General features: G+C 69.6%; 22 protein-coding genes and 2 tRNA genes. 15 read left to right on the top strand and 9 right to left on the bottom strand.

Features of this window, described 5'->3' with window-relative positions:
* Window positions 1-27: 27 nt before the first annotated feature.
* Window positions 28-98, bottom strand: a tRNA-Gly gene (locus tag DJ74_RS08280).
* Window positions 99-340: 242 nt separating this feature from the next.
* On the opposite strand from DJ74_RS08280, the gene DJ74_RS08275 reads away from it, so the two are divergent.
* Window positions 341-865: a DoxX family protein gene (locus tag DJ74_RS08275; RefSeq protein WP_094523870.1), complete on the top strand. Its 525-nt coding sequence runs from the start codon at window positions 341-343 to the stop codon at window positions 863-865.
* Between the two features lie 13 nt (window positions 866-878).
* On the top strand, window positions 879-1163 hold the full coding sequence (locus DJ74_RS08270) for a hypothetical protein (protein ID WP_094523871.1): 285 nt from the start codon (window positions 879-881) through the stop codon (window positions 1161-1163).
* A 33-nt stretch (window positions 1164-1196) separates the two neighbouring features.
* Here DJ74_RS08270 and DJ74_RS08265 read toward each other — a convergent pair whose 3' ends face one another.
* The 4 genes from DJ74_RS08265 to DJ74_RS08250 all read right to left on the bottom strand — a co-directional run bounded on the left by DJ74_RS08265 (window position 1197) and on the right by DJ74_RS08250 (window position 8429).
* On the bottom strand, window positions 1197-3632 hold the full coding sequence (locus DJ74_RS08265) for a methyl-accepting chemotaxis protein (protein WP_094526942.1): 2436 nt from the start codon (window positions 3630-3632) through the stop codon (window positions 1197-1199).
* 60 nt (window positions 3633-3692) lie between these two features.
* Window positions 3693-4331, bottom strand: a complete 639-nt coding sequence (locus DJ74_RS08260; protein ID WP_094526941.1) for a class I SAM-dependent methyltransferase — start codon at window positions 4329-4331, stop codon at window positions 3693-3695.
* A gap of 112 nt (window positions 4332-4443) precedes the next feature.
* Window positions 4444-6681 carry a type II secretion system F family protein gene (locus DJ74_RS08255; RefSeq protein WP_094526940.1) on the bottom strand — a complete coding sequence of 746 codons (2238 nt, stop codon included), beginning with the start codon at window positions 6679-6681 and terminating at the stop codon, window positions 4444-4446.
* Window positions 6678-8429, bottom strand: coding sequence for a type II/IV secretion system ATPase subunit (locus DJ74_RS08250; RefSeq protein ID WP_094526939.1), 1752 nt, complete (start codon window positions 8427-8429; stop codon window positions 6678-6680). The genes DJ74_RS08255 and DJ74_RS08250 overlap by 4 nt, the downstream gene beginning before the upstream one ends.
* Window positions 8430-8591: 162 nt before the next feature.
* On the opposite strand from DJ74_RS08250, the gene DJ74_RS08245 reads away from it, so the two are divergent.
* The gene (locus DJ74_RS08245; protein ID WP_094526938.1) at window positions 8592-9053 is read left to right on the top strand and encodes a DUF5793 family protein; all 462 of its coding nucleotides are present in this window, start codon (window positions 8592-8594) and stop codon (window positions 9051-9053) included.
* 65 nt (window positions 9054-9118) lie between these two features.
* Here the strand turns inward: DJ74_RS08245 and DJ74_RS08240 are convergent, their stop codons facing one another.
* Together DJ74_RS08240 and DJ74_RS08235 are read right to left on the bottom strand one after the other, a co-directional pair.
* Window positions 9119-9985, bottom strand: a complete 867-nt coding sequence (locus DJ74_RS08240; RefSeq protein WP_094523877.1) for an S-adenosyl-l-methionine hydroxide adenosyltransferase family protein — start codon at window positions 9983-9985, stop codon at window positions 9119-9121.
* A gap of 57 nt (window positions 9986-10042) precedes the next feature.
* A complete protein-coding gene (locus DJ74_RS08235) occupies window positions 10043-10573 on the bottom strand; it encodes a nicotinamide-nucleotide adenylyltransferase (protein WP_094523878.1) in 531 nt (176 codons plus the stop codon).
* A gap of 170 nt (window positions 10574-10743) precedes the next feature.
* Here DJ74_RS08235 and lonB point away from each other — a divergent pair, with 170 nt between their 5' ends.
* From lonB to DJ74_RS08205, 6 genes are all read left to right on the top strand, one after another.
* Entirely contained in the window at window positions 10744-13026 is a 2283-nt protein-coding gene (gene lonB / locus DJ74_RS08230) for an ATP-dependent protease LonB (protein ID WP_094526937.1), read from the top strand.
* Between the two features lie 22 nt (window positions 13027-13048).
* Window positions 13049-13939 (top strand): CPBP family intramembrane glutamic endopeptidase, encoded by an 891-nt coding sequence (locus tag DJ74_RS08225; protein ID WP_094526936.1) that lies wholly within the window; start codon window positions 13049-13051, stop codon window positions 13937-13939.
* Window positions 13940-14000: 61 nt separating this feature from the next.
* Window positions 14001-14783: a CBS domain-containing protein gene (locus tag DJ74_RS08220; protein WP_094523881.1), complete on the top strand. Its 783-nt coding sequence runs from the start codon at window positions 14001-14003 to the stop codon at window positions 14781-14783.
* Between the two features lie 75 nt (window positions 14784-14858).
* Window positions 14859-15101: a hypothetical protein gene (locus DJ74_RS08215; RefSeq protein WP_094523882.1), complete on the top strand. Its 243-nt coding sequence runs from the start codon at window positions 14859-14861 to the stop codon at window positions 15099-15101.
* A 78-nt stretch (window positions 15102-15179) separates the two neighbouring features.
* Window positions 15180-16085: an NOP5/NOP56 family protein gene (locus DJ74_RS08210; protein ID WP_094526935.1), complete on the top strand. Its 906-nt coding sequence runs from the start codon at window positions 15180-15182 to the stop codon at window positions 16083-16085.
* On the top strand, window positions 16082-16720 hold the full coding sequence (locus tag DJ74_RS08205) for a fibrillarin-like rRNA/tRNA 2'-O-methyltransferase (protein WP_094526934.1): 639 nt from the start codon (window positions 16082-16084) through the stop codon (window positions 16718-16720). Before DJ74_RS08210 ends, DJ74_RS08205 begins: the two co-directional genes overlap by 4 nt.
* 49 nt (window positions 16721-16769) lie before the next feature.
* Here the strand turns inward: DJ74_RS08205 and DJ74_RS08200 are convergent, their stop codons facing one another.
* The gene (locus tag DJ74_RS08200; RefSeq protein ID WP_094523885.1) at window positions 16770-17078 is read right to left on the bottom strand and encodes a cyclin; all 309 of its coding nucleotides are present in this window, start codon (window positions 17076-17078) and stop codon (window positions 16770-16772) included.
* 137 nt (window positions 17079-17215) lie between these two features.
* Between DJ74_RS08200 and nth the strand changes: the two genes are divergently transcribed.
* The 3 genes from nth to DJ74_RS08185 all read left to right on the top strand — a co-directional run bounded on the left by nth (window position 17216) and on the right by DJ74_RS08185 (window position 18704).
* Window positions 17216-17917 (top strand): endonuclease III, encoded by a 702-nt coding sequence (nth, locus tag DJ74_RS08195; RefSeq protein ID WP_094526933.1) that lies wholly within the window; start codon window positions 17216-17218, stop codon window positions 17915-17917.
* A 61-nt stretch (window positions 17918-17978) separates the two neighbouring features.
* Entirely contained in the window at window positions 17979-18551 is a 573-nt protein-coding gene (locus DJ74_RS08190; protein WP_094526932.1) for a phosphatase PAP2 family protein, read from the top strand.
* A gap of 68 nt (window positions 18552-18619) precedes the next feature.
* Window positions 18620-18704 (top strand) — tRNA-Leu (locus DJ74_RS08185).
* 395 nt (window positions 18705-19099) lie between these two features.
* Here DJ74_RS08185 and DJ74_RS08180 read toward each other — a convergent pair.
* A complete protein-coding gene (locus DJ74_RS08180) occupies window positions 19100-20002 on the bottom strand; it encodes a hypothetical protein (protein WP_094526931.1) in 903 nt (300 codons plus the stop codon).
* A gap of 246 nt (window positions 20003-20248) precedes the next feature.
* Here DJ74_RS08180 and sfnG point away from each other — a divergent pair, with 246 nt between their 5' ends.
* The 3 genes from sfnG (at window position 20249) to DJ74_RS08165 (ending at window position 22565) form a co-directional block, all read left to right on the top strand.
* A complete protein-coding gene (sfnG, locus tag DJ74_RS08175; RefSeq protein ID WP_094526930.1) occupies window positions 20249-21397 on the top strand; it encodes a dimethylsulfone monooxygenase SfnG in 1149 nt (382 codons plus the stop codon).
* A complete protein-coding gene (locus tag DJ74_RS08170; protein WP_094526929.1) occupies window positions 21397-21993 on the top strand; it encodes an NADPH-dependent FMN reductase in 597 nt (198 codons plus the stop codon). Before sfnG ends, DJ74_RS08170 begins: the two co-directional genes overlap by 1 nt.
* A 131-nt stretch (window positions 21994-22124) precedes the next feature.
* Window positions 22125-22565 (top strand): DUF6653 family protein, encoded by a 441-nt coding sequence (locus DJ74_RS08165; RefSeq protein WP_094526928.1) that lies wholly within the window; start codon window positions 22125-22127, stop codon window positions 22563-22565.
* The last annotated feature ends 690 nt before the right edge of the window (window positions 22566-23255 follow it).

The following is a 23255-nucleotide window of genomic DNA, read 5'->3' as shown; positions in this document are numbered from 1 at the left end:
GCGATTTCTCTCACTTCGTTCGAGAAATGCGCCGGCCGGGATTTGAACCCGGGCCATGAGCTTGGAAGGCTCAGGTCCTACCACTAGACCACCGGCGCGCGTGGGTGCGTCCGTCGCTGACGCGTGTAGACGTAGGCCGAACGAATCCAATAAACGTTCCGTGTTCCCGACGCCGGACGGATATCTCGGGGCCCGATGTGGTTCCGAGCGGCAGATAGTACTTAAAACACCACAATATCGCGGGCCGTTCCCGTACGCTTAGAACGCTTTTCAGGGAGTTAGAAGCCGGTTGGGGGAATATACGGGCTTCCACTCAACGTACATCCGTGAGGTGAGCACGATGTCATACCAATCAGGAAATCCACTGGTCGACGAGGTCGAGTTCGCGCTTGACGGTCCGTGGGCGGCGTACTGGATCGCCTTCCTACGCGTGGTGACCGGATGGTGGTTCTTCCACGCCGGCGTCACGAAACTCATCGAGGACGGGCTGTCATACACCTACGGCCCGATGTACATGCAGGAAATGACCGACACCGTGTTGGGCGGCATCCCCGTCTGGATGGGGAGCAACCTCGCGTGGCTCATCGAGCCGGGCGTGCCCCTGTTCGAGACGCTGATCGGGCTGGCGCTGATAGCGGGCGCGTTCACTCGGCTGGCCGCCTTCGGCGGGGTCATCTTCATGGTCCTGTTCTGGGTCGGCAACGCCGGCTTCGGTCACGGGCTGGTCAACAGCGACTTCATGGGGCTGCTGCTGTTCATCACCGTGATCATGCTGTCGGCCGGGCGCTACTACGGCCTCGACGCGCTCATCGAGAAGCTCGACGTCGTCAAGCAACACCCGAAACTCCGCTACCTGCTCGGTTAAGAGGTGACACCCAATGACTGACATCATCGATAAGGCGGCGATGGCGCTGAGCGCGGGACTGATGCTGCTCGGACTCGTCGGCATGGGGATCGTCGAGATCCTCGCCGGCGCGCCCTACAGCCCCGTCCCGATCACTAACGAGGCGGGCGAGGTCGTGGCGACGCCGCTGATCTCGCCGCAGATTCGGACGGGCGTCGTGCTGGCCGGCATCGCGGTGCTCGGCCTCTACGCGGCGTACAAGATCGCGACGCCGCTCGCGGACGACGCGGAGGCCGGCCACGAGACCGTGGCCGACTGAGCCGTGAGCCGAGCGTCGCGGTAACCGGCGCGATTACTCTTCTGCGTTCGCGTTCAACGATCCGTCAACGAGCCCCGGCTCCCTCGCCTCGTCCGTCCCTCCGTCGGCGCTCACCGACTGGCCGGAATCGGTCATCCCGAAGTCGAAGTCGGTGTCGGCGTCGCGGTCGCTGTCGGCGTCGCGGTCGCTGTCGTCGAATACGCCGAGATCGGTCTTCCCGTCGCCGACGTCGCGCTCGCCGTCCACCTCGAACCCCTCGGTCATCCGGCGCAGGTCCCGGGCGCGCTCGGTGAGCGCGTGGGCCTGCTCGGAGACGTCGCCGAGCGTTGCGGCCTGCTCCTCGGCGGTCGACGCGACCGTGGTCGCCTCAGCGGTCGTCTGCTGGCTGACGCCGGCCAAGTCGTCGACGGCACCGGTGACCTCGTTGACCGACGACGCCTGCGCGTCCATCGCGCCGGAGATCTCCTGGACGCCGTCGTCGGCCTCGGCCACCCGCGTCGCGACCTCGCTCAGGGCGTCGTCCGCGGTCTCGACCGTGTCGACGCCGGCGTCGACCCCCTCGCGGATCCGCGACATCTCCGCGACGCTCTCGTCGGTGCGCTCGCGGAGCCCGTCGATCAGCGCCTCGACCTCGGCCGCGGACGACTGCGTCTCCTCCGCGAGCGCCTTCACCTCCTCGGCGACGACGGCGAAGCCGGAGCCCGCCTCGCCCGCCCGCGCCGCCTCGATCGACGCGTTCAGCGCCAGCAGGTTCGTCTGGTCGGCGATCTCCGAGATCGTCTCGACGATCGCGTCCACCTCCGCCATCTCCGCTTCGAGGCGCTCGATCGTCTCGGTCGCCGACTCCGAGCGCTCCTCGACGTCGTGCAGCTCCGCGACCGCCGCGGCCGTGGCCTCGCGGCCCTCCTCGGTGACCGCGTTCGCCTCTCTGGAGGTGGTCGCGACCTGATCGGCGGAGGCGGCGACCTCCTCGACCGTGGCGGACATGTCCTCCATCTCGCCGGCGACCTCCGAGAGCCGCCGACTCTGTCGCTCCGCGCCGGCCGAGATCTCGTCGACCGCGTCGCTCGTCTCCCGGCCCGCGGCGGCGACCTCGTCCGCGCCGTCGGTGACCGCCTCGCTCCGGGCCGCGACCTGCCCGGCGAAGGCGTCCACCTCCGCGATGGCCCCCTCCAGCTCGTCCATCGCGTCGTTGAACCCGTCGGCGATGTCGGCGAGCGCGTCCGGATCGTCGGGCTCGACGTCGAGTCGGGCGGTGAGGTCGCCGTCGGCGCAATCGTCCATCGTCGCGCCGAACGCCGCCGCGCGCGACTCCAGCCGCTCCGCGAACGCCTCGCTCTCGGCCTTGGCGTCCTCGGCCCGCCGCTTCTGCGTCTCGGCCGACTCGATCTGTTCGCCGAGCGAGTCGCGCATCGTCGAGAACGCGCCGTAGAGGTCGCCGAACTCGTCGCGGCGCTCGGTGTCGAATCCGACGTCGAGGTCGCCGCTCTCCAGCGCCCGCGCCTTCCGAGTGAGTCGGTTCAGCTCCGCGACGGTGCCGCGGCCGAGCGTCGCGCCCAACAGACCGAGCCCGACGACCGCGACGCCGACGATAAGCAGCAGGTTCCGGCCGATCATCCCGGAGAGCGCGTACGCCTCCGCGAGGGGGACGTGGACGGCGACGTACCAGTCCTCCGAGGGGACCGGTGCGTACGCGACGAAGTACTCGGCGTCGTCGGTGAACTCGAAGGTCGCCGACGACACGTGACCGACCGCGGAGCCGGAGATCATCGCGTCCCGCACCTCGTCGGCGTACGGTTCGGCCACGGTCCCCTCGCGGTCGCTGGCCCCGATCACGCCGTCGGACTGGACGATAGTGGTGAACGAGCCGTCGGTCGGCTGCCGGAGGTCTCCGACGATCGACGCGAGCGACACCTCCATGACGAAGTAGTTGCGCCGCGGCGTGTACGCGACGTACGAGACGTGCCGCTCGTCGTCCACCTCGTACGTCGGCGACGTGTAGGTGTCCTCGCCGATCAGGAGACCGTCGTTGAGCCAGTTCTTCTCGGTGATCGCGGTGCCGCGCTCGTGGTCGGTCGAGGCGATCAGCGTGCCTTCCTGCCGGTTGACGTAGTGGAAGGCGACGATCTCGTCGGGCTGCCACGAGAGCTGCGAGGTGAGATAGCTCTCCACCTCTTCGGGCTCTCTCGTGAACCCGAAGGCGTCGCTGTCGGCCGTCTCTCTGGCGATCGAGCGGTGATCGCTGGTCCACACGTCGATCTCCGTGGCGCTCAGCTCAGCGACCGCGGTGTAGTCCTGTTGGGCGTTGGCCTCCAGGCGGTCCGTCGTCTCCGCGTAGGTGACCGCGCCGACGGCGCCGATGGCCAGGACGACGAGGATCACGACGACCGCGAACTTGGCGAGGTAGCTCCGAGTGATCGCGCCTGGACTCAGGCGCCGGAGGAGGCGATCGAGGCGAGTCGAACTCATTGACTCGACGGCCGCGGCACCGATGCTTTAAACCTCTCCCCGCGGTATCCGTCGTGATAATTAGGGGCGAGGTCCCGTGACCACGGCGTAGCAGTTCCCGCTGGAGACGGTCGATTCGACGACTGAGAGCCGGCTGTTATCGATATCGGCGTCGAACTCGTCGGGCGCGTAGACGTGATAATACCGCGGGACCGTCTCGCCGCCGGGGAGCGTCCAGTCGACGGTCGTGTCGAACCCCTCCGTCCGGTCGAAGCGGTCGTGGGCGGTGCTCCACGCGCTCACGAGCGCGACCCCGCCCGGCGCGAGGACCCGCGCGAGTTCGTCGAGGCTTCGAACGCGGGCGGCGTGGGGCGAGAGGTGGTGGAGCGTGGCGACGTACGTGGCGAGCCCGACCGCGTCGTCGGCGATCGGGAGGGCGGCGGCGTCGCCGTGAACGAGGTCCAGCGCATCGGCGAAGTCGCGCTCGCGGGCTCGCGTCGCCGCCTCGCGCAGGAGCGCTCGGCTCAGGTCGATACCGACGACCGACTCCGCGCGGGCGGCGAGCAGCTCCGCGTGGCGGCCGTTGCCGCAGCCGACGTCGAGCGCGCGCGTCGCCGACCGACCGTCCAGGAACGACTCGACCTCCGGCCACGCGTACTCGCGGGTCTTCGCGAAGTGCGCGGCGATGCGGTCGTACGTCGACTGCGGGTCCGTTTCCATGCCGGTCGGTCGGCGCCGAGCGACATAGCTCCGGTGACTGGCGGTCCGGCGAGAGAGGGCGGTCCGGCGGGGAGACGACCCGGCGAGAGAGGGCTGCCCGACGCGCGTCCCGTCACACCATGCCGATGACGGCGAAGGTGAGGAGCGTCAGCGCGAGGAGGACGACCACGTGTTTCACCCCGTCCCTGACCGAGCCCTCGCCGAGCTGGCCGGCGACGATCCCGGAGCAGACGGCCTGCACGGCCGCGGCGTGGAAGAACAGCTGCTCGTAGGCGAACGCGTCGATGTCGCCGAGACCGTCGGTGATCCCGGTCGGGCCGCTCGGCGCGCCGGGAACGGTGCCCGCCCCGCCGCCGCTCGGGATCGCGGCCTCCTCGATGGCCGGGATGAAGGAGACGGACAGCGAGGTGATGATCCCGAGGAAGACGAGGAAGGAGATGTAGATCACGATGAGGTACGTGAGCATGACCTGCCGGCGCTCCCGCCGGAGTGACCACGTCGCTCGCGACTCGTCGGCCGCGATCCGGAGCACGGGCCCGATGTCGCCGCTCGCGTGCATCGCGTTCGTCACCAGCGCCACGGCCCGGGAGGTCATCGGCGATCGGACCCGGCGCTCCAACCGGCGGAGCGCGGTGCTCACGTCGGCGCCCCAGTCGATGTCGCGGCGGGTGCGCTTCAGGTCGGCCGTCAGCTCCTCGAGGTTCGAGTCGGCGACGCGCCGGACGCTGCCGACGACGGAGGTACCGGCCTCGTTGACGCTCGCGAGGCGGTCGAGGAAGTCGGGCACCGACGACTCGATCCGGCGGACACGCCGCTTCCGGACCTCGTAGACGACCGCGTAGACCGCGAGGACGAACGCCGTCGCGACGACGATCGGCGTCTCGATCTGCGCGACCATCTCGGTCGGCGACCCGAGCGTGACCGGGAAGGCGAAGGCGAGCAGCCCGAGGACCGCGAGCGGCACGGTCAGGAGGAACGACGTCCACGGGGCCTCGACCGCGTTCTCGACTGGCGACGCGGCCCACCGTCGCAGTCGCCGGACTCGGTCGTACGCCCGGAGCCGCTCCCGGCTGACGGCCCAGCGGTCGGCCTCGCCCGCGACCCCGCCGGCGCCGCCCGGGTCGCTCTCGGTCCCCTCGGCGACGCCGCCGTCGGACCGGGCTTCGGCCGTCGCCGCGCTTCCCGCGCCGTCGGTCCCCGTGAGTCGGCCGTCGCTCTGACCGCCGGGAGCGGTTTCGCCGCCCCCGATGTCGCCGGTCACGCCGGTCGCGCTGTCGTCGGCCGGCTCCGAGAGGTCGACGCTCTCCGTTCCGCCTACCCCCTGCGTCACGCTGTCGACGTAGACGACGAACCCGAACGTCGCCAGCGGGACGCCGAGGTAGACGACGACGCGGAGCAGCGGGAGCGTGTCCTCCAGCACGAGGCCGATGACGACGAGGATGGTGATGAAGAAGAGCGGCCCGGCGACGAGGGCCGTGACGTACGCCTCCGCGAACGTCGACAGCAGCTCAAGGTAGCGCTCCTGTTTCGACTCGGCCTCCGCCTGGTACAGCTCGTACTGGTCCGCGAGGAACGCCGAGATCGACTGTCCGGTGCCGAGGACCGAGGCGAGGTTCTCAGAGAAGTCGGCCAGGTCGTCGCTCGGCGTCCGGCGCGCGGTGCGCTGGAGCGCGGTCAGGGCGTCGGTACCGAACGCGTTCATGTCGCGGACGGCGACCGACAGCTCCGTGGCCGCCTCGCCGTACACCGCCTCGTTCTCCGCGAGCGTGTCCATCACACGCGGGAACGCCATCCCCGACCGCGAGAGCGCGTACATGAACGCGACCGTCCGCGGGAGAGTGGCGTCGATCTCGGCGGCTCGGGCGTGCGCCCGTTGGCTCAGCAGCTCCCACCGCCCGTAGTAGGTGCCGGCCGCGAGCGCGGAGCCGAGCGTCGCCGAGGCGAAGGTGAGCAAGAGGAACAGCCCCGGGAGATCGAGCGTCGCCAGCCCCGCGACGCCGGCGAGGAAGGAGAGCGACCCCGGCAGCGCCGCGCGGATCGCCTCCGCGCCGACGTCGAGCGCGGAGAGGAGCGCGGCGGCCGCGTACACCCCGAGCACGCTCCCCGCGACGCCGAGCGCGCCGGCGTACAGCAGCGTCCGAGAGGCGTACGCCCGGTGGGTCCCGGCGACGTGGGCGGCGTGCAACAGGTCGCGCTGGCGCCGTCGCCGGGGGCCGTCCTCCGCGACATAGTCGCCGAACAGCGACAGCGCGACCCGAGTGGCCAACAGGTCGACGCGGCGGGAGACGACCGGTAACAGCAGCGCCGAACAGAGTCCGAGCGCGGCGAACAGCGGGAGCGAAGCGATCATCGCGGCGGGTCTCCGACTCCGGGCGACTCCGTCTCGTCCCCGGCCGGCCCCCGCCCGTCGTCCGGCGTAGTCGTATCGGCCGGCCCCCGCCCGTCGTCCGGCGCGGTCGCCTCGTCCGGCACGGCGACGCCCTCGGCGTCCGCCGCCCGCTCCGTTAGCCGGTTCATCACGCGGTCGGGGTCGGCGTAGTACTCGTTGACGAGGGCCGTGAACGTCCGGTAGTCCGTGATGCCGAGCGCGCGGAGCAGCTCCAGGAAGCGCTCGCGGCGCCGGATCTCGCGGAGCAGCTCGGAGCGTGACCAGCCGCGCTCGTCGGCGATTTCGTCCATGAGCGACGAGTCGTTGCGGCGGAACTCGTCGGTCTCGGCGTCCCACTCGAACGCGGAGGAGTAGTCGAGCTCGCCGGTCCGCTGGTCGATGCCGCCGATCTCGCCGATCGTCTTCGCGCGGCGGACCCGCTGGTCGCCCGAGCGGGTCAGCGTCTGGATCGAGAGCATGTCGAGGGACTGCACCATCGCGCGCGGCACGTTGATCGGCTCGTTCTCCAGCCGGTTTATCACCGTCTCGATCGAGTCGGCGTGCATCGTCGAGAAGGTGGTGTGACCCGTGTTCATCGCCTGGAACAGCGTGATCGCCTCGTCGCCGCGCACCTCGCCGACGACGATGTACTCGGGGCGGTGGCGCAGCGCGGACCGGAGCAGGTCGTACATGTCGATGTCGGTCCCCTCGTAGCGGCGCTCGCGGGTGACCGAGGAGAGCCAGTTGTCGTGGTACAAGGAGAGCTCGCGGGTGTCCTCGATGGTGAGCACCTTCGCGCGCGGCGGGACGAACATCGACACCGCGTTCATCGAGGTGGTCTTCCCCGAGGCGGTGCCGCCGGCGAAGATGAGGCTCTTGTTGTGCTCGATACAGAGCCAGAAGTACGCCATCTGCTCGACCGAGAAGGTGCCGTACTCCACGAGGTCGATCGGCGTGAACGGGTCCTCGGCGTACTGGCGGATCGTGAACGCGGAGCCGCGGGGGGTCACCTCCTCGCCGAGCGCGAGCTCGGCGCGGGAGCCGTCCGGCAGCGTCGTCTCCACGATCGGGTCGCCGACGGAGACGTGGCGCCCGGACTGCTGGGCGAGCCGGATGACGTAGTTGTCGAGCTCGCCCTTCGCGAACGAGACGTTCGTCTCGATGTCGGTGTAGTCGTCGTGGTAGACGAAGATCGGGAGGTCGTACCCGTCACAGGAGACGTCCTCGATGTGGCGGTCGTTCAGCAGGGGGTCGACCTTCCCGTAGCCGCGGAAGTCACGATAGAGGTAGTACGCGAGCGCGTGGAACGTCGCCATGTCGGCCTCGACGCCGTACCCCTCCAACAACGCCTGCAGCTCCTTCCGAAGCGTCTCCTCGTCGGTCTTGCCGGTCCCCTCGCGGTACAGCAGTGGATCGCGGATGTCGTCGACGACGCGGTCGAGGAGGTCGCGCTCGAACTCGTCGAGGTCCGGCTCGACCGCGTAGTACCGGTGCTCGCTCTCGGCGTCGTCGTAGGTGATCACGACGTACGCGTACGGGGCGTTCACCCAGTAGCAGTCGACCTCGCGCTCGCCCTCCGGCACCGTGAAGTCGGCGAGCGGGCCGTCCTCGCCCGGGCGGAAGGAGCGGACGTCGAGTTCCGACCCCCGCAGTATCTCCCACGTTCGAGAGAGCCGCCGCCGGAGGGCCTCGAAGCGGTCTCCGGCGTCGTCGCGAGCGTCACTCGCCATCTCGTTACGGTCCGTATGCGGCGTGGTGGTTTAAATTCCACCGAGCGATTATCAACCGCGAGGCCGGGGGCGAGAGCCCGGCGTCAACCTCAGTCTCGGCCGTCCGCGCCGGAACCCGCCCGTTACGTTGATACGTACCGACCGCAAACAACAACATAGGCAATGCGGCGTGACTACTTCGAACTGACCGTCGAGGGCGTTGGCGACGGCGCCGACGAGCGGGCGACGCCCGTCGTCCGGATCGATTTCCACGGGCCGGAGGGACTCCTACGCGACCGGCTCTCTGACACGGAGGGCGACCTTCTCGATGCCGCCGAGGTGGACGTGGCGTTCCGTCTCCGAGAACCGCTCTCCGACACTGCCGACCCCGAGGGCGTGGTCGGCGTGACGAACCGATACACCGGGGACTTCGTGCTGGAGCTCAACGAGACCGCGACGGACGTCCTCCCGTTCATCCACGCCGCGCGCGACTCGGCCGACGACGAGGACGCTCGCTACCGCGTCGTGATCGACGTCGAGGGCGAACGGCTCGTCTCCTACGACAAGGACACGTTCCTCGTCTACGACCACGAGGGGAACCTCCTCCGCAGCGAGAGCCTGATCCCCTCCGGCGTGGAGCTGTAGCGCCGGTCCCCGCCGCTCGTTTCTCCCGCGACCGCTCAGATACTCACGTTGTCCCCCGCGACCGCTCAGATACTCACGTTGTCGCCGACGAGCCGAACCTCGTCGCCCGGCCGCAGCTCGAACGCCCCGTCGCCGCGGCCGTCGTTGACGTCGCACTCCACGTAGCCGTGGCTCCCGATCGTGACGAGTCGGTCGCCCGGATCGACCGCGCCGAACGTCTCCGCGACGGGTGTGAGCTCGCCGTTGACTCGGATCCAGTCGCTGCCGCGGACGAGCTCGCCCGGGACGTTCGTGACGACGTTACCGAACCGGTCGATGACGAGCACCTCGCCGTCGACGGCAACGGGGTCGCCGTCCTCGTCGCGCTCGACGGTCGGCTCGGGGAACGCGATGTCGACCGGGTCGCTCGCGGGCGAGAGGTCGGCCATCGAGTCGAGGGCGGCGGCGACTCCCTCCGGACCCGCGGCCGCGGACCCCTCGTCGAGCCGAGCGCGGACCCGCGCCGCGACCGGCGCGAACACGTCGCGGCCGTGGAACGTCTGGCTCGCGGGGTCGTCGACGTCGACGGCGAACGCCTCCACGTCGGGGGCGTCGCCTCCCGCTTCCGCGCCGGCGCTCTCCGCCGCCGACCGCTCGGCGAGCGCCCTCGCGGGCGGCATCGCGAGCCCGTTGTCGGGCGCCACGAGCACGTGGGCCCCGGCGCGGACGACGAGCGCGTCCCGGTCGGTGCCGACACCGGGGTCGACGACGGCGCAGTGGACGGCCGGCGGGAACTCCGGGAGGACGAACCGGAGCCAGAACGCGGCCGCCCGCGGGTCGCCGCGCGGGAGGTCGTGGGCGACGTCGATCATCTCGGCGTCCGTGCGGCGTCGGATCACGCCCTTCATCGCGGCGGGGTACGGCGAGCCGAAGTCCGAGGCGAGCGTTATCATACGCGATCCGAACGCCGGCTGATTCCTAAAAGGCGGCGACTACGCGTCCATCGGCGACTACGCGTCCATCGGGGGCTCGCCGTTCGTGTCGGTCTCGGCGATCCGGCGGATGCGCTCGACGCCGTCGATCTCCTCGATCACGCGACTGACGGCCTCCGGGACCAGCGCCTCCCAGTCGGCGCCGTGTATCATCCGCTCGCGGAGCTCCGTCCCTTCTAACACGTCCCGGCGGAACATGGGCGAGCCGCGCACCTCGACGCCGGCCTCCTCGAACAGCCGGACGACGAGCGGGTTGTTCGAGTAGGCCACGTCGAACCGCGGGGTCATGCTCTGGACGTGGCTCACCCACACGGAGTTGCGGTCGAGGTCCTCGATGGGCACGACGTAGGTGGTGACGTCGAGGTGCTCAACGGCCTTCGTCACCATCATCACGCGCTCGCCGGCCGTGAACGGGTTCCGAGTGGTGTGGGAGTCGCCGGCGGAACCGATCCCCAACACGAGCTCGTCGACCTCGCCGGCGATCTCCTCGACCATGTGCCGGTGTCCGTCGTGAAACGGCTGATACCGCCCGATGTAGAACCCGCGCATGGATCCACGTTGGGCGGCCAGTATTTATAAACCCCGTGGGACGCCCCAAACGGAGATATCGGTGCCTATAGCCGCTCATGGACCGTTTTCTCTGTGTCTCAACGGATCGCCCGCGGGGAGAAAGTATATCAGTAGCCGACCCTTCGTTTTTCATAGCGATATCCGATTCTATGAGCAACGAAAAGGACGCGAACGACCCGCCGACCGAGGACCCCGAGAACCCGGACGAAACCGGGTCAGAGGCCTCGGATCCGGCGGGGAACGGCGAGGACGCCCCCGACGACGTCGCTCCCGACGACGGCGCTCGCGCGCCCGGCGAGGCCGACGAGGCCGAGGAGTCGGCGGACCGCGAGGAGCCGGTGGACGGCGAGGAGCCGGACGAGGTCTGGGACGACGGGATCGTCGTCGACGACGACCCGCGCCCGGACGACGCCGAGCCGGGTCACGGGGACGAGACCGGCGTCACCCCCGAGGGTGTCACCGAACAGAGCGAGGACGGCGACATCGACGAGCTCGGGAGCTCAGTCGAGGTCGAGGGTGCCGAGATCGAAGAAGACCCGGACGAGGACGACCTCCTCGGGGGACTCAAGATCGACACCACCGCCGAACTCGAGATCCCCGACCGCCTCGTCGACCAGGTGATCGGGCAGGAGCACGCCCGCGACGTGATCATCAAGGCGGCCAAGCAGCGCCGGCACGTGATGATGATCGGCTCGCCCGGGACCGGGAAGTCGATGCTCGCGAAGGCGATGTCCGAGCTGCTCCCGAAAGAGGAGCTGCAGGACGTCCTCGTCTACCACAACCCGGACGACGGTAACAAGCCGAAGGTCCGGACCGTGCCGGCGGGGAAGGGCGACCAGATCGTCGACGCGCACCGCGAGGAGGCGCGCAAGCGCAACCAGATGCGGTCGCTGCTGATGTGGATCATCATCGCCGTCGTGCTGGGCTACGCGCTCATCATCGTCGGCCAGATCCTCGTCGGCATCATCGCCGCCGGGGTCGTCTACCTCGTCTTCCGCTACCTCAACCGCGGCTCCGACGCGATGATCCCGAACCTGCTGGTGAACAACGGTGACACGAAGACGGCGCCGTTCCGCGACGCGACCGGCGCGCACGCCGGCGCGCTGCTCGGCGACGTCCGGCACGACCCGTTCCAGTCCGGCGGGATGGAAACGCCCAGTCACGACCGCGTCGAGGCCGGGGCCATCCACAAGGCGAACAAGGGCGTGCTGTTCATCGACGAGATCAACACGCTCGACATCCGCAGCCAGCAGCACCTCATGACGGCGATCCAGGAGGGCGAGTTCTCGATCACGGGCCAGTCCGAGCGCTCCTCGGGCGCGATGGTCCAGACCGAGCCCGTCCCGACCGACTTCGTCATGATCGCGGCCGGGAACCTCGACGCGATGGAGAACATGCACCCGGCCCTCCGGAGCCGTATCAAGGGGTACGGCTACGAGGTGTACATGGAGGACACCATCGAGGACACCCCGGAGATGCGCCGGAAGTACGTCCGGTTCATCGCCCAGGAGGTCGCGAAGGACGGCCGCCTGCCGGAGTTCACGGCCGAGGCCGTCGAGGAGATCATCCTCGAAGCCAAGCGCCGGTCCGGCCGGAAGGGCCACCTCACGCTGAAGATGCGGAACCTCGGCGGGATGGTCCGCGTCGCCGGCGACATCGCCCGCGGCGAGGACGCCGAGATGACCTCCCGCGAGCACGTGCTGCAGGCGAAGGGGCGCTCGCGCTCCATCGAACAGCAGCTCGCGGACGACTTCATCGAGCGCCGGAAGGACTACGAGCTCCAGGTCTCCGACGGCTACGTCGTCGGCCGCGTCAACGGGCTCGCCGTGATGGGCGAGGACTCCGGGATCATGCTCCCGGTGATGGCCGAGGTCGCGCCCTCGCAGGGGCCCGGCGAGGTCATCGCCACGGGCCAGCTGAAGGAGATGGCCCAGGAGTCGGTGTCGAACGTCTCCGCGATCATCAAGAAGTTCTCCGACGAGAACATCTCGGAGATGGACATCCACATCCAGTTCGTGCAGGCGGGCCAGCAGGGCGTCGACGGCGACTCCGCGTCCATCACGGTCGCGACCGCCGTCATCTCCGCGTTAGAGAACGTCGGCGTCGACCAGAGCCTCGCGATGACCGGCTCGCTGTCGGTGCGCGGCGACGTGCTCCCCGTCGGCGGCGTGACCCACAAGATCGAGGCGGCCGCGAAGGCCGGCTGCACCCGGGTCATCATCCCGCAGGCGAACGAGCAGGACGTGATGATCGAAGACGAGTACAAGGAGATGGTCGAGATCATCCCGGTCTCGCACATCAGCGAGGTGCTCGACATCGCGCTGGAGGGCGAGGCCGAGAAGGACTCGCTGGTCTCCCGGCTCAAGTCGATCACCGGCTCGGCCCTGAAGGAGGGGAGCGTCTCCGGTCCCTCCAGCCCGAGCCCGCAGTAAGACCGCCTCGACACCGCACCAGATGCCGGACTGGGCGGCGTTCGCGTTCGCGACCGCTGCCCTGACGCTGTCGATTCTCTTTCTGACTCGTCGCTCGGAGCGACTGCTGGAGCGGGCCCGGATCGCCGACTCCCGGGACGAGGTCAGCGACGCTCCGAGCGACGTCGGTGACGCCGGTCGCGACCCCCGAGGGGAAGCCGACGGAAACGCCGCCGACACCGAGAGCGACCCCGACGCTCCCGGCGTCGAGGGAGCCGCCGACACCGGGGCCGGCCCCGCGATCCGCCGGCCAGACGACCGCCCGGTCCTCACGACGCGACTGCTGCTCCTCAACGCCGCCGCGTCGCAGGCGGGCGGGCTCGTCGTCCTCGCCGCGGTCGCGTGGTGGGCCGCGGTGCCGGCGGCGGCGTTCGGCGTCGGCGGGACGCACCCGACGCTCGGCTCACCGGCGGGTGCGTCGCTGGGGACCCCCGCGCTCGTCGCGGTCGGCGTCACCGCGGGAATCGCTCTCACCACCGGCAACGAGGCGGCCGCCCGACTGGGTTCGCGCGTCGGCCTCGCGCCGTCGGACCGGCTCCGCGCAGCGATGGCTCCCGGGACGGCCGGCGAGTGGGTCCTGCTGCTCATCGTCGCGCTCCCGGTCGTCGCGGTCTTCGAGGAGGCGCTGTTCCGCGGCGCGCTGGTCGGCGCGCTCGCGGCGGGCTTCGCGGTCGACCCGTGGCTCCTCGCGGTCGGCTCGTCGGTCGCCTTCGGCCTCGGCCACGGGGCGCAGGGGCGGTTGGGAATCGTCGTCGCGGGCGCGCTCGGGCTGGCGCTCGCGGGGCTGTTCGTCGCCACGGGGAGCCTGCTCGTCCCGGTCGTCGCCCACTACGTCGTCAACGCCGTCGAGTTCGCCGTTCACGAGCGGTCGTAGCGGGTCCCGCGGTGGGAAGCGCCCCGCCCCCTTTTTATTCCACCGGGACGAACGACGGACGATGAGCGGGAAACCGACCGTCGGCGAGTACATGACCCGCGACGTCGAGACCGTCAGCCCCGACGAGACGGTCGGCGAGGTCGCGCGGCGGATGGCCGAGAGCGACGGTCACAACGGGTTCCCCGTCACGCAGGGGCGGACCGTCGAGGGGTTCGTCTCGGCCGCCGACCTGCTGCTCGCCGACGACGAGGCCCCCGTCTTCACCGTGATGTCCGACGACCTCATCGTCGCGCACCCGGACATGAAGGTGACCGACGCCGCCCGGGTCATCCTCCGCTCCGGGATCCAGCGGCTCCCCGTCGTCGACGACGCCGACAACCTCGTTGGGATCATCTCGAACACGGACGTGGTCCGCTCGCAGATCGAGCGCGCCACGCCCAGCAAGGTCGGGAAGCTGATGCGGACCCTCGAACAGATCCACGGCGTCGCGCTCTCGGAGGAGCGCCGCGAGGTCCGGCTCACCGACCTCATCCCGACGCAGGCTCGGGTGTACGCCGACGAGCTGGAGGGGCGTCAGTACGAGCTGCAGCGCGGGCTCGCGGAGCCGCTGGTCGTCATCGACAACGGCGGCACGCTCCACCTCGCCGACGGCCACCACCGGGTGATGGCCGCCCACGAGGCGGGCATCGAGACGATGGACGCGTACGTGATCGTCCCCGAGCGCGCGGTCGACCTCGGGATGGCCAAGACCGCCGAGAAGGAGGGGTTAGACGACATCACCGACATCGAGATCGTCGACTACGCGCGACACCCCCTCGTGGAGACGACCAAGCGGCTGCAGTGACCGAGGAACGCGGACCGTCGGCGACCGGTGTCGACGACGGGTGGATTTATGTAATTAGACGGAAATGAATCGGCCATGGGATCTCGCATCCGACGCGCACTCTCCCGGGCAACGCTCGCCGCGGTCGGCGGGGCCGCCGGCGCCGCGGTCGGCGGACTGATCAGTCGACAGGCCGCGAGCAGCGGCGCCGCGCTCGGCGCGTTCGCCGGCGCGACCGTCGCCGACGTCCGGTCCGATCCGGGCGGCTTCCTCGCCGCACTGCGGTCGGACGACGAGGACGAAGCGCTCGACGAGGCCGACGACGCGGCGACCGCATAGCGAGGCGACGGGTCGGGCCGCCGAGCGCCCGTGGCCGTTCGGGAACGCCTATACGCCGGGGACGAGTAGCCGCCGGTAATGACCGACACCGACGCCGACGCGGGCTGGTTCGCGGGCCGCGCCGCGGACGAGGCGGCCGGGGGCGACGCGGCCGAGGCCGCCCACGATCGGATCTCGGACGGCGAGGCAGAGGAGCCGCGCGACTGGCCGGCGCTCGCCGTCGGCTCCGGGTTCGCGGAGTCGACCGACGACTACTACGACCGGCTCCACGGGGCGACCGTGGCGGCGACCCGCGCGACCGTCCGCGAGCGCGAGCGCGCAGACGACCGACAGCTGATCCACGCCGTGCGGGCGATGGACGACTGCGAGCGCACCGCCAACGAGCTGGCCGAGCGCGCCGCCGAGTGGGCGGGGAGCCTGTTTGACGACGCGGAGCCGGGTATCGAAGGCGCTCGGGCGGTGGCGGACCGCGAGCCCGAGAGCGAGCTGGAGCGCCGGGCCGTGTCGCTCGCGGAGCGCGTCGTCGGACTCGCCGACGAGCGCGACGCGCTCGCCGCGTCGATCGACCGGATCGCGCCCGTTGTCGCGCCGAACCTCGCCGAGATGGCCGGCCCGGAGCTCGCGGCGCGGCTGATCGCCCTCGCCGGCGGGCTGGAGTCGCTCGCGAAGAAGCCCTCCGGCACGGTGCAGGTGCTCGGCGCGGAGGACGCGCTGTTCGCGCACCTCTCCGGGCGCGCCCCCTCCCCGAAACACGGGATCATCTACACGCACGACTACGTCCGCAACACCCGGCCCGAGGACCGCGGGTCGGCCGCGCGCGCGCTCGCCGGGAAGCTGACGCTCGCGGCCCGCGTCGACCACTACGCCGGGGAGCGCCGGGAGACGCTCCACGCGGAGCTCCGCGAGCGGATGGCGACGATACGGGCGCGGGCGGAGCCGGACGCGGCGGCGGACGACGCCGCCGACGCGGGGGGTGACGCGTGAGCGACCCCTCGCTCCCCGACGGCGTCGAACGCCGCGAGATCGCCGGCGAGACGCGGCTCGCGACGCGCGGCCCGCCCGTGTACGGCGAGCCGACCGCCGACGGCTGGCGGGCGTGGGACCCGGAGCGCTCGAAGCTCGGCGGGATGTTGGAGCTCGGATTCGACACCGGGCTGACCGGCGGGGAAACCGTCCTGTACCTCGGCGCCGCCAGCGGGACGACCGTCAGCCACGTCGCCGACTTCGCGGGGCCGACGTACGCGGTCGAGTTCGCCCCGCGCCCCGCCCGCGACCTCCTCGACGCCGCGGAGCCGCGCGACCGGCTGTTCCCGCTGTTGAAGGACGCCCGGAAGCCGGAGACGTACGCGCACGTCGTCGAGGCCGACGTCGACGCGATCGTCCAAGACGTGGCGACCCGCGGGCAAGCGGCCGTGGCGGCGCGGAACGCGCGGTTCCTCGACGACGACGGTCGGCTCCTGCTCGCGGTGAAGGCGCGGAGCGAGGACGCCACCGCGGCGCCGACCGACGTGTTCGAGGCCGCGCTCGACGAACTCGGAGAGACCTACGAGATCCTGGAGACGCGGCGGCTCGACCGGTACCACGAGGACCACCTCGGCGTCGTGGCGACGCCGCGGTAACGGGCCGTGCCGACGCCGCAGTAACAGGACCGCGCCGATGCGGACGCGGCTACCAAGTCGGCGGCGAGAAGCCGGCGTCCTCTAGGATCGGCTTCCACCGCTTCTGCACGGAGAGCCGAGAGACGTCCATCGCGTCGGCGACGGCGGACTGCGACCGCTCCTGCCCGCGGATCAGCGCGGCGGCGTAGAGGCTGGCGGCGGCGGCGACGCGCTTCCCGCGGTCGTCGTCGGGGGCCCGCGATAAGAAGAGGTCGGTCGCCGTCGAGAGCGCCTCGTCGTCGAGGTCGAGCGTCGCGCACGCGTCGTCGATCCGGTCGATCCACGCCGCGTTGTCGACGCGATCGCTCGCTCGATACATATCCTTACGTTGGGGGGTGCGACATAAAAAGGCCGCGCGGGGAGACGCCGGCTGACGGGGCGCTCGGGCGGCGTCGGTGGAGGCGTTCGTCGGTCCCCGTCCGTCGCCCTGAAGTCGACGCCGCCCGTACGTCTGATATGTCCACGCAAGCGTGGGACGAGACGCGGGTGCGCGATCTGCACGACGACTTGGTGTCGCTGTACGAGCCGGTGGACAGGGTGGCCGAGCACGGCGCCGACCCGACCGCCGAGCCCGGCGAGGGCGTGCGCCAGCTGGTCACGACGATCCTCTCGCAGAACGTCGCCGACGCGAACACGAGCCGGGCGGCGGCGGCGCTGTTCGACCGCTACGACGACTTCGCGGCGATCGAGGCGGCCGCCCACGGCGAACTGGCCGAGACGATCCGCGTCGCGGGGCTCGCCGACCAGAAGGCCGCCCGGATCCAGCGCGCGCTCGCCGCGGTCCGCGAGGAGACCGGGGGCGCCTACTCGCTGGCGTTCCTCGACGCGATGGCGACCGACGACGCGAAGGACTGGCTCACGGCGATCAAGGGGGTCGGTCCGAAGACCGCGAGCGTCGTCCTGAACTTCCACTTCGGCAAGCCGACGATGGCGGTCGACACACACGTCGAGCGCGTCTCGAAGCGCTTCGGGCTCGTCTCGGAGTCGGCCTCGAACCAGGCGGCCCACGACGCCCTCGACGAGGTCGTGCCGGACGAGCTGATCTACCCGCTCCACGTGCTGTTGATCCGCCACGGCCGGACCCACTGTTCGGCGCGCGGCGCCGACTGCGACAACCCCGTCTGCGCGGCCTACTGCGACTGCGAGTTCTGCGCGTGACTGCGAGCCCCCGCAGAAGAACGAGCGCCTATGGTCGTCCGGCCGATAGGGCCGGGCAAGCATGCACGCGCAGATCGGTGCGGTCCTGAGCGCGGTCAGGTGGGTCGACCGCCTCGCGGCCGAGTTCGTCGCCGCCGTCCGCACGCCGTTCCTGACCGAGATGATGACGTCGATGACCGGCCTCGGCTCCGTCACGGCCGGCGTCGTGATCGTCGGCCTGTTCTACCTCGCGGGCTGGCGCGAGGAGTTCGTTAGGAGCGTCGTCGCGCTCTCACTGCTCGGCGTCGTCGTCTGGGGGTTGATGTCACTCGTCGAGCGCCCGTTCCCGCCGAATCCGGTCTGCGTGACCGAGGGCGGCGGCGGGACCACGAGCTCGTTCCCCTCCGGGCACTCCGCCGCCGTCACGGCGTACGCGGGGATCGCGTGGAACTCCGACGAGCTCCCGTTCGCGGCCACCGCGGGCTTCGCCGCCCTCATCTCGTTCTCGCGGATCTACCTCGGCACCCACTACCTCTCGGACACGCTCTTCGGGATCGGACTGGGGATCGCCGCGGTCCTGTTCGCGGAGTGGGTCCTCGACCGCGTCGGCGAGGAAGCGGTCCTCGACCGCCTGCCGTTCGAGGCCGACATCTGAGGGCGCCGGCGCGGTCGACGCCCCCGTAGCGACAACTATTTTTGACCGACTCGGGTACGGTAGCCCGCGCGCGGGTTGCCGAGCCAGGCCAAAGGCGTAGCGCTTAGGACGCTATCCCGTAGGGGTCCGCCGGTTCGAATCCGGTCCCGCGCATGCTTCTCCGAGCAGTTCGCGAGGAGAAGCATTTCGACGACGATTCGAACCCTGCAAGACGCAGCGCGAACAAAGTGAGCGACCGTCTTGCTCCGGTTCGAATCCGGTCCCGCGCACTGAGGAGCGAAGCGACGAGGGAGCAGGAGCGGTTCGAATCCTCCCAGACGCGCGCAGCGAAGCGAGCACGTCTGGTTCCGGTTCGAATCCGGTCCCGCGCATGCTTCTCCGAGCAGTTCGCGAGGAGAAGCATCGCTATGAGGTGTGTCGGGGACGGGAACCAGGCCGAACGGAGCGACAACGGAACGAACGACCGCTTTGCTCCGGCCGAGGTCACCACTTGAGGGCGACTGTTCGAGAGGCGACGGAACCCCGCGACCGACGCCGGGAGCCCGCGCTCACCACACGCTGCCGCGGTACTCGAGAGACATGTGGTCGATCGTGTCCGGCGGGATCCCCATCTCCTCGAACATAGTACGGAAGACGGCACGAACGGCCGCCTCCTCGAACGACCGCGACGCGCGCGTCTGCGCGTCGACCTCGACGCCGCCGTGGTAGTCGAGGTGAACGCGGTAGGTGTACCCGTCCGCTTCGTGCGTCACGGTCGCCCGGGAGAGCACGAACTCGACGCTCCCGAGCCGCCCGTCGCCAGCGTAGTACTCGCGCTCGTGCCAGCCGTCGCCGGGCGACGAGGTCGCGTTGACGGTCGCCGCGCTCGCCGTCAGCGCGTCGTACGTGGCTTCGAACGCCACCGGCTCGCCGACCTCGACGCTCGGGGTGCCGGCGCCCGGTTCGGCGGGATCGGTCGTCCTGATCTCGGTTTTGATCTCCTCGACGTACGCCTCCGCGGTGGGCTCGTCCATCTCGAACAGGAGCGTGAGGCGGTCGACGAGCCACTCGTCGGGCGGGAGGTCGTCGATCGTGAAGCCCCCGCGCGCGTCGTCCGCGAAGAGCGTCACGACGGTCGTCCCCTCGTCGGCGTAGAACGTCGCCCACAGCCGCTTCGTCTCCGAGTGGTCGAACGTGACTCTGAACGCCTCGTACTCCGGGCCGAGCTCGGCGTCGAGCTCGTCGATGTCCTCCGGGTGAAAACCGCTAGATTCCACGCGCTCGACCGCGTAGCCGGCGGCTCCGGCCCGCGCGAGCGCGTCCTCGTACGCGACGCCCGAGACGGTCACGCCGTCGGAGGAGTACGACGCCACGTCGGACCCGATCAGGACCCCGGCGAACACCGCGTACGCGGCGACGCCGACAACGACGACCCCGACGAGGGCGACCGCGACCCATCTCCATGCCTTCATACTGAATGACACTTCCCGCGAGGGTATAGCTGTGCCGTCGACACCGCCGGGACAGACGGTCTCCGCATCAGGTGCGGAGGTCGACCGCGGTTGCGACCGAGCTCCCGTCAACGCTTGCCGCCGACCGAGCTCCCGTCAACGCTTGCCGCCGACCGCGTCCCTGCACAAACGCGACCGCTATCGCGGAACGCCGACAGCGTTCGCCGTTGTGACCCGCGTTAAACCGATACGAGCAGATGAACGGGTATGGACACTGAATTCGCGTACTGGGTCCCGAACGTCAGCGGCGGGCTGGTCGTGTCGGACTGGGAGACGGAGACGGACTGGACGTACGACTACAATCTCGACCTCGCCCGCACGGCGGAGGACGTCGGCTTCGACTACGCGCTCGCACAGGCGCGCTTCTTCGGCAGCTACGGCGCCGAAAAGCAGCTGGAGGCGCTGTCGATCGCCAACGCGCTCGCGGCGCAGACCGACGAGCTACACGTCATCGGCGCGGTGCATCCGGGGTTGTGGGAGCCCGGCCCGCTGGCGAACTTCATCGCCACCGCCGACCGCATCAGTAACGGCCGCTTCTCGATCAACGTCGTCTCCGGCTGGTTCAAAGGGGAGTTCACCGGGTTCGGTCAGCCGTGGCTCGCGCACGACGAGCGGTACGCCCGTTCGACCGAGTTCATCGAGGTGTTGCAGGCGCTGTGGACCGAAGACCGGGCGACCTACGACGGCCGATTCTACACGATCGGAAAGGACATCGACGGCTTCGAGGGCGCGCCGATGGAACCAAAGCCGGTTCAAGACCCGTACCCGCAGGTGTTCCAGGGCGGGAACTCGCAGGCGGCCCGGGAGATGGCCGCGAAGCACGCCGACGCGCTGTTCATCAACGGGGGAAGCCTCCAAGAGATCCGCGCCGTCATCGAGGACGTCGAGGAGTACGCCGCGGAGTTCGGCACGGAGCCGCCGCGGTTCGCCGCGAACGCGTTCGTCATCCAGCGGGACACCGAGTCCGAGGCCAAGGCGGTCCTCGAGGGGATCATCGAGAACGCCACCGACGAGGCGGTCGACGCGTTCAAACAGCAGGTGAAACAGGCCGGGCAGTCGTCGGCCGAGGGCGACGGGATGTGGTCGGACTCCGAGTTCGAGGACCTCGTCCAGTACAACGACGGGTTCAAGACCGGGCTCATCGGCACCGACGAGCAGATAATCGAGCGCGTCCGGAAGCTCGACGCGATCGGCGTCGACATCGTCCTCGCGGGCTTCCTCGACTTCGAGCCGGAGCTCGAACGCTTCGGCGAGACGATCATCCCGGCGATCGAGGCGGCCGACCCGCTCGATCCGGACGAGATCGAGGCGGTCGACGAGATCGAGGACGTCGGCGGCGCGAAGGTGGCGAAGTGATGGCCGAGCGAACGCTCCTCGGGATCGTCGGCAGCGTCTCCGCCGACTCCCGGACTCGGACCGCGGTCGAGGTCGCGCTGGACGCGGCGGCTGACACGCATGACGTCGACACCGCTGTCCTTCACCTCGCCGACTACGACCTCGCGACCGCCGACGGGCGCGGGATCGACAACCACGAGGGGGACACCGCCGACGCGCTCGAACTGATCGTCGAGGCCGACGCGTACGTCGTCGGCACGCCCGTCTACCGCGGGTCGTACTCGGGCGCGCTGAAGAACCTCTTCGACATGGTGCCCCGCGGGGAGTGGCAGGGCGACGTCGCGCCCTTCGAGAACGCCGCGGTCGGGCTCGTCGCGACGGGCGCGACCGACCACCACTTCCTCGCGGTCGACCAGGAGCTCCGCCCGGCGTTCGCGTTCTTCGGCGCCCACACGGTCGGGGGCGCGACGTACGCGAGCGGCGACGACTTCGCGGACGGAGAGCTCGTCGACGAGGGGGTTGGCGACCGGCTCGCGACCCTCGGCGAGGCCACCGTCGAGCTGGCGGCGGCGATCGACGATGGCGACGCACTCGGGTCGCTCGGACCGGCGGTGTAGCGTCCCCGGGCCCTCGGCGTCACCAGGGTCCGCGAGATCACCGAGACGACGGCCGCGGCGCTCGTCGGATTCCTACGGCGCGGTGCTCGGTGCCAGTCAGAGTTATGTCGCCGCCGGCACGACCACCGCGTATGACCACCGACACGTCCGGGACGCTCGGAGACCGGTTCTGGCTCCGCCACTCGAACCCGAAGAGCGGGTGGACCCGCGTCCCGTCGGGTCCGGTCATCGTGTACGCCGTCTACCGCCGCGACTGGCGACTGCTCTGTGCCGCGCTCGCGTGGACGGCGATCAACCCGCTCCTGTTCTCGCCGCCCGAGACCGACGACGCCTGGATGACCCGAGCGGTGCTCGCCGAGCGGTGGTGGATCGGCGAGGCGGGGAACCGGACGGTCGGGCTCGGCTATCCGAACGTCTGTAACGCCGCCGGAGCGCTCGGCTTCGTCTACGCACTGTCCGCCGCGTGGCGCCGGTCGCCGAGGGGCGCGACGCTCGGCACCGTCGCCAGCGTCGCCCTGAAGCTCTGGTGGCTCCGCGTGTTGGTGAGGCGGTACGACCGCCGAGACGAGTAGCGTCGCGAACGCGCGTTGGCGTTGTCGCCGAGCGACTCGTTGCGCTGGCTCTGTTAAAATCGTCTTCCTCAGACGTATTCTCGTTTGAAACGCCCGGGCGCTGAGGCGTACTAACTGATTGTTACGGATTCTACTAGTTCGAAGAGATGTCCCGACAGTCGTGCGAGATACACAGCGCGTATGCGTCACGGTTTCTGATCCATTTATGACGAGCTCGGTCGCTGTTTGTTATCGGCGAAAGTGCTGTCCTCGGGTGGGTCATAGAGAGTGACCCAGTGGGACGTATATCGCGCCTCATGATTTTTCGCTCGTTTGTGTGCCGTCACACAGTCTTCGAACCACCGATCGAGATCACAGTCATTACAGCGGATTCTACATGACATATAATGACATACAACGTGGTGATATTAAAATTCCACCCACACCGCATCCGACCCACGGTCAGTACGCAACGAATGGGTGGCCAACCACTGCATAGATGCTCTGTATCGGTTACACCCATACTGACAGACTGCAGAGAATATGAAACGGCGCTGCTGTATACAAGCCGCGAGTCTTGCACGGTAGCATCCCAGCAGACCGAGCAGAGCAGCCATCAAATATACTACTCTGGCGACACAGTCGTCTCTCAGCCTTCCTCCCTTTTTTTGATAGTGGCAAAGACGTATATGGGTGATGTTAAGTTAAGAA

It is taken from the genome of Halorubrum sp. Ea8 (assembly GCF_002252925.1).
Taxonomy (GTDB): Archaea; Halobacteriota; Halobacteria; order Halobacteriales; family Haloferacaceae; genus Halorubrum.
The sequence above is the reverse complement of the archived record's forward strand: the minus strand, read 5'-3'. Positions and strand labels throughout refer to the sequence as shown.

Bases quoted from the DNA above. Each gene is read 5' to 3' on its own strand.
- DJ74_RS08275 (WP_094523870.1), top strand. From the start codon at position 341: ATGTCATACCAATCAGGAAATCCACTGGTCGACGAGGTCGAGTTCGCG.
- DJ74_RS08270 (WP_094523871.1), top strand. From the start codon at position 879: ATGACTGACATCATCGATAAGGCGGCGATGGCGCTGAGCGCGGGACTG.
- DJ74_RS08265 (WP_094526942.1), bottom strand. From the start codon at position 3,632: ATGAGTTCGACTCGCCTCGATCGCCTCCTCCGGCGCCTGAGTCCAGGC.
- DJ74_RS08260 (WP_094526941.1), bottom strand. From the start codon at position 4,331: ATGGAAACGGACCCGCAGTCGACGTACGACCGCATCGCCGCGCACTTC.
- DJ74_RS08255 (WP_094526940.1), bottom strand. From the start codon at position 6,681: ATGATCGCTTCGCTCCCGCTGTTCGCCGCGCTCGGACTCTGTTCGGCG.
- DJ74_RS08250 (WP_094526939.1), bottom strand. From the start codon at position 8,429: ATGGCGAGTGACGCTCGCGACGACGCCGGAGACCGCTTCGAGGCCCTC.
- DJ74_RS08245 (WP_094526938.1), top strand. From the start codon at position 8,592: ATGCGGCGTGACTACTTCGAACTGACCGTCGAGGGCGTTGGCGACGGC.
- DJ74_RS08240 (WP_094523877.1), bottom strand. From the start codon at position 9,985: ATGATAACGCTCGCCTCGGACTTCGGCTCGCCGTACCCCGCCGCGATG.
- DJ74_RS08235 (WP_094523878.1), bottom strand. From the start codon at position 10,573: ATGCGCGGGTTCTACATCGGGCGGTATCAGCCGTTTCACGACGGACAC.
- lonB (WP_094526937.1), top strand. From the start codon at position 10,744: ATGAGCAACGAAAAGGACGCGAACGACCCGCCGACCGAGGACCCCGAG.
- DJ74_RS08225 (WP_094526936.1), top strand. From the start codon at position 13,049: ATGCCGGACTGGGCGGCGTTCGCGTTCGCGACCGCTGCCCTGACGCTG.
- DJ74_RS08220 (WP_094523881.1), top strand. From the start codon at position 14,001: ATGAGCGGGAAACCGACCGTCGGCGAGTACATGACCCGCGACGTCGAG.
- DJ74_RS08215 (WP_094523882.1), top strand. From the start codon at position 14,859: ATGGGATCTCGCATCCGACGCGCACTCTCCCGGGCAACGCTCGCCGCG.
- DJ74_RS08210 (WP_094526935.1), top strand. From the start codon at position 15,180: ATGACCGACACCGACGCCGACGCGGGCTGGTTCGCGGGCCGCGCCGCG.
- DJ74_RS08200 (WP_094523885.1), bottom strand. From the start codon at position 17,078: ATGTATCGAGCGAGCGATCGCGTCGACAACGCGGCGTGGATCGACCGG.
- nth (WP_094526933.1), top strand. From the start codon at position 17,216: ATGTCCACGCAAGCGTGGGACGAGACGCGGGTGCGCGATCTGCACGAC.
- DJ74_RS08190 (WP_094526932.1), top strand. From the start codon at position 17,979: ATGCACGCGCAGATCGGTGCGGTCCTGAGCGCGGTCAGGTGGGTCGAC.
- DJ74_RS08180 (WP_094526931.1), bottom strand. From the start codon at position 20,002: ATGAAGGCATGGAGATGGGTCGCGGTCGCCCTCGTCGGGGTCGTCGTT.
- sfnG (WP_094526930.1), top strand. From the start codon at position 20,249: ATGGACACTGAATTCGCGTACTGGGTCCCGAACGTCAGCGGCGGGCTG.
- DJ74_RS08170 (WP_094526929.1), top strand. From the start codon at position 21,397: ATGGCCGAGCGAACGCTCCTCGGGATCGTCGGCAGCGTCTCCGCCGAC.
- DJ74_RS08165 (WP_094526928.1), top strand. From the start codon at position 22,125: ATGACCACCGACACGTCCGGGACGCTCGGAGACCGGTTCTGGCTCCGC.